General features: G+C 70.0%; 3 protein-coding genes. 1 reads left to right on the top strand and 2 read right to left on the bottom strand.

The window, feature by feature from the left end:
* Positions 1–1,744, top strand: a 1,744-nt coding sequence (locus VJN29_RS17990) for an ATP-dependent Clp protease ATP-binding subunit (RefSeq protein WP_324145014.1), incomplete at its 5' end; no start/stop codon positions are given.
* Positions 1,745–1,937: 193 nt separating this feature from the next.
* On the opposite strand, the gene VJN29_RS17985 is transcribed toward VJN29_RS17990, so the two are convergent.
* Together VJN29_RS17985 and VJN29_RS17980 are read right to left on the bottom strand one after the other, a co-directional pair.
* Positions 1,938–2,720 carry a hypothetical protein gene (locus tag VJN29_RS17985; RefSeq protein WP_324145013.1) on the bottom strand — a complete coding sequence of 261 codons (783 nt, stop codon included), beginning with the start codon at positions 2,718–2,720 and terminating at the stop codon, positions 1,938–1,940.
* Positions 2,721–2,908: 188 nt separating this feature from the next.
* Positions 2,909–3,325: VanZ family protein (locus tag VJN29_RS17980; RefSeq protein ID WP_324145012.1), on the bottom strand; the 417-nt coding region annotated here is incomplete at its 5' end.

Below are 3,325 nucleotides of genomic sequence, written 5' to 3'. Positions count from 1 at the left end.
GGAGCGGCTCAAGGCCGTCCTCAAGGAGATCAGCGACGCCGAGGGCGAGATCATCACCTTCATCGACGAGCTGCACACGGTCGTCGGCGCCGGGGCGGCCGAGGGGGCGATGGACGCCGGCAACATGCTCAAGCCGCTGCTCGCCCGCGGGCAGCTGCGCATGATCGGCGCCACCACGCTCGACGAGTACCGCAAGCACATCGAGAAGGACGCCGCTCTCGAGCGGCGGTTCCAGCAGGTCTACGTGGGGCCGCCGTCGGTCGACGACACGATCGCCATCCTCCGGGGGCTCAAGGAGCGCTACGAGGTCCACCACGGCGTGCGCATCCAGGACGCCGCGCTCGTGGCCGCCGCCGTGCTGTCCGACCGCTACCTGACCGGGCGCTTCCTCCCCGACAAGGCCATCGACCTCGTCGACGAGGCCGCCTCGCGCCTGCGCATCGAGATCGACTCGCTGCCCACCGAGATCGACGTGGTCGAGCGGCGCATCCGTCAGCTCGAGATCGAGCGGGTGGCGCTGGCCAAGGAGACCGACGAGCTCAGCCAGGAGCGCCTGGCGGGGCTCGACGAGGAGCTCGCCAACCTGCGCGAGCAGCGCGACTCGATGCTGGCGCACTGGGGCAACGAGAAGGAGATCATCGACGAGATCCGCGAGCGCAAGGAGCAGCTCGAGGCGCTGCGCGCCGAGGCCGAGCGCGAGACCGACCTCGAGCGGGCCGCCGAGATCCGCTACGGCCGCATCCCCGAGACCGAGCGCCTCGTAGAAGAGGCCACCGCCCGCCTCGACGAGCTGCAGTCCAACGGGCAGCGCATGCTGAAGGAAGAGGTCGACGAGGAAGACGTCGCCGAGGTCGTCGCCAAGTGGACCGGGGTGCCCGTCAGCCGCCTGATGGAGGGCGAGATGGCCAAGCTCGTCCGCCTCGAAGCGGTGCTGCACGAGCGGGTCATCGGCCAGGACGAGGCCGTCACGGCCGTCGCCAACGCCATCCGCCGCAGCCGGGCCGGCCTGTCCGACCCCCACCGGCCCATCGGCTCGTTCCTGTTCCTCGGCCCCACCGGCGTCGGCAAGACCGAGCTCGCCCGGTCCCTCGCCGACTTCATGTTCGACGACGAGCGGGCCATGGTCCGCATCGACATGTCCGAGTACATGGAGAAGCACTCCGTCAGCCGGCTGATCGGCGCCCCGCCCGGCTACGTCGGCTACGACGAGGGCGGCCAGCTCACCGAGGCCGTGCGCCGGCGCCCCTACTCGGTCGTGCTGCTCGACGAGATCGAAAAGGCGCACGCCGACGTGTTCAACGTGCTGCTGCAGCTGCTCGACGACGGCCGCCTCACCGACGGCCAGGGCCGCACGGTCGACTTCACCAACACCGTGCTCATCATGACGTCGAACCTCCCGGGCGATCCCCGCTCGTTCTTCAAGCCCGAGTTCGTCAACCGCATCGACGAGATCGTGCGGTTCCGAGAGCTCACCGAAGACGACCTGGCCCAGATCGTCGACATCCAGCTGCGGGGTCTGCGCCAGCGGCTCGCCGCCCGGCGCATCGGGCTCGAGGTCACCGACGCGGCCATGGCCCTGCTCGCCCACGAGGGCTACGACCCGGCGTTCGGCGCCCGGCCGCTCAAGCGGGTCATCCAGCGCGAGCTGGCCGACACGCTGGCGGTGCAGATCCTCGACGGCAAGATCGGCGAGGGCGACACCGTCACCGTCGACGCGGTCGACGGTCAACTCGTCCTGAGCTGAGCCGATTGTCGTCGCGTTGGTTGGCCGCCGGTGAGCGGACCGTCTGGTCGGCTAGGACGCCGGGCCGACAGGACGCACCTGGGTCTCGCCGCTGTCGTCTCCCGTATGTCCGTCGCGTCCTCGTCGAGCGGTGGGTCGGGGCCGACACGGCGGAAGCTTCGCGCAGCAGGGCATGTCGTCGGCCGTGCGACCGTCAAGCGGGCTGCCAGACCCGGACCCAATCGACCTGTAGGGCCAACGCCGCCGGCCGTGGACCGCAACCGCTGCAGGCGCCGAGGTACTGGATCGTGAACACGAGGTGCATCGGCTGTGCCGTCGTGTCGTAGGCGTCCATGCACTGCAGCTCGACGTCGTCGAGGTAGGTGCAGAGCTCGTCGCCCTCCCACCGCCCGGCCCAGACGTGCCAGTCGTTGAGGTCGACGTCGGGGAACTCCCGTTGGAACACCCGGGTCTCGTCGACCCGGCCGCAGTAGCCGTCCGAGGTGCCGTCGGTGGTGTTGCGGTGGATCACCGACACGTTCCAGTGGTCGGCGGGCCGCTCGCCGAGCTGGTTGGCGATGCCGTTCTCCATGATGTCCCACTCGGACGTCAGGCGCCGGCAGTCCTGGCCGGGCCACGCCTCGGCCGTGGATGCGCCGTACATCCAGAACGCCGGCCAGGCCCAGGGGTTGTCGGCGTACCGGACGCGCGCTTCGAAGTAGCCCTCCTGCCATGCCTGCATGAACGGGTAGCTGGGCTCGCTGGCGAGACGGGGCCCGGTGCTGCCGACGAAACCCCAGCTGTAGCCGTTCGCTGTGGTCGTCCAGATGGTCATCACCCCGTCCGTCATCGTGGGCGGAAGGGGGTTGCCATGTGGTGGCACCGACCACACACCGCTCAGCGCATCGCCGTCGAACTGGTCGGAGAACACCAACTCGTACCCCGAACCGTTGATCGGTGGTGGTACGCACGCCCCGATGAGGAGCGCGGCGAGCACGGCCCCGACCAACCGGGCTGACCGCGCTCGTCCGCGAGATACCACGTGCCAACCCGCGCGGGTACCCCGACCCGCGGTGCTGTCCGCATCCATCTTCCCCCCAGGATGTGGTCTGCGTCAGGAATGCGCTCGTGAGGGGAAGCCGACGTACCCCCGCATCACTGCGCAGAGCTTAGCTGACCCCGCGGTCAGTAGCGGGACATCGGATCCGCCGTCGTTGCCGGATCCGGCCGGTCTGTCGGCGGAGTCCGTCTCCTCCGGGTCGCGACGACGCGACCGACCGCCCAGCCGAGGGCCAGCCCGGCCCAGTTGGTGAAGAGGTCCCTCGTGTCGCAGACCCGGTACAGCGACGGCACGGCGTACTGGAACGCCTCGACGGCGACCGGCACGGCCGCGGCGCCGGCGAGGAGGCACCGGCGTGTGGGCGCCGTCGCCGCCAACGCGGCCGCGCCGCCGATCGGCACGAACAGCAGGAGGTTGAACTGGCACTCGGGCGAGGTGACGAGCGTCGCGATGCCGGAGTCCCACAACCTGAGGTTGCACGCGTGCCGGGCCTCACCGAACACGAAGTAGTGGTCCCCACGTGAGCGTGGCGACGCCGTCCA

The organism is Intrasporangium sp., from assembly GCF_035280925.1.
In the GTDB taxonomy this organism is placed as follows: Bacteria; Actinomycetota; Actinomycetes; order Actinomycetales; family Dermatophilaceae; genus Intrasporangium.
This window is presented reverse-complemented; position numbering and strand designations above follow the sequence as displayed.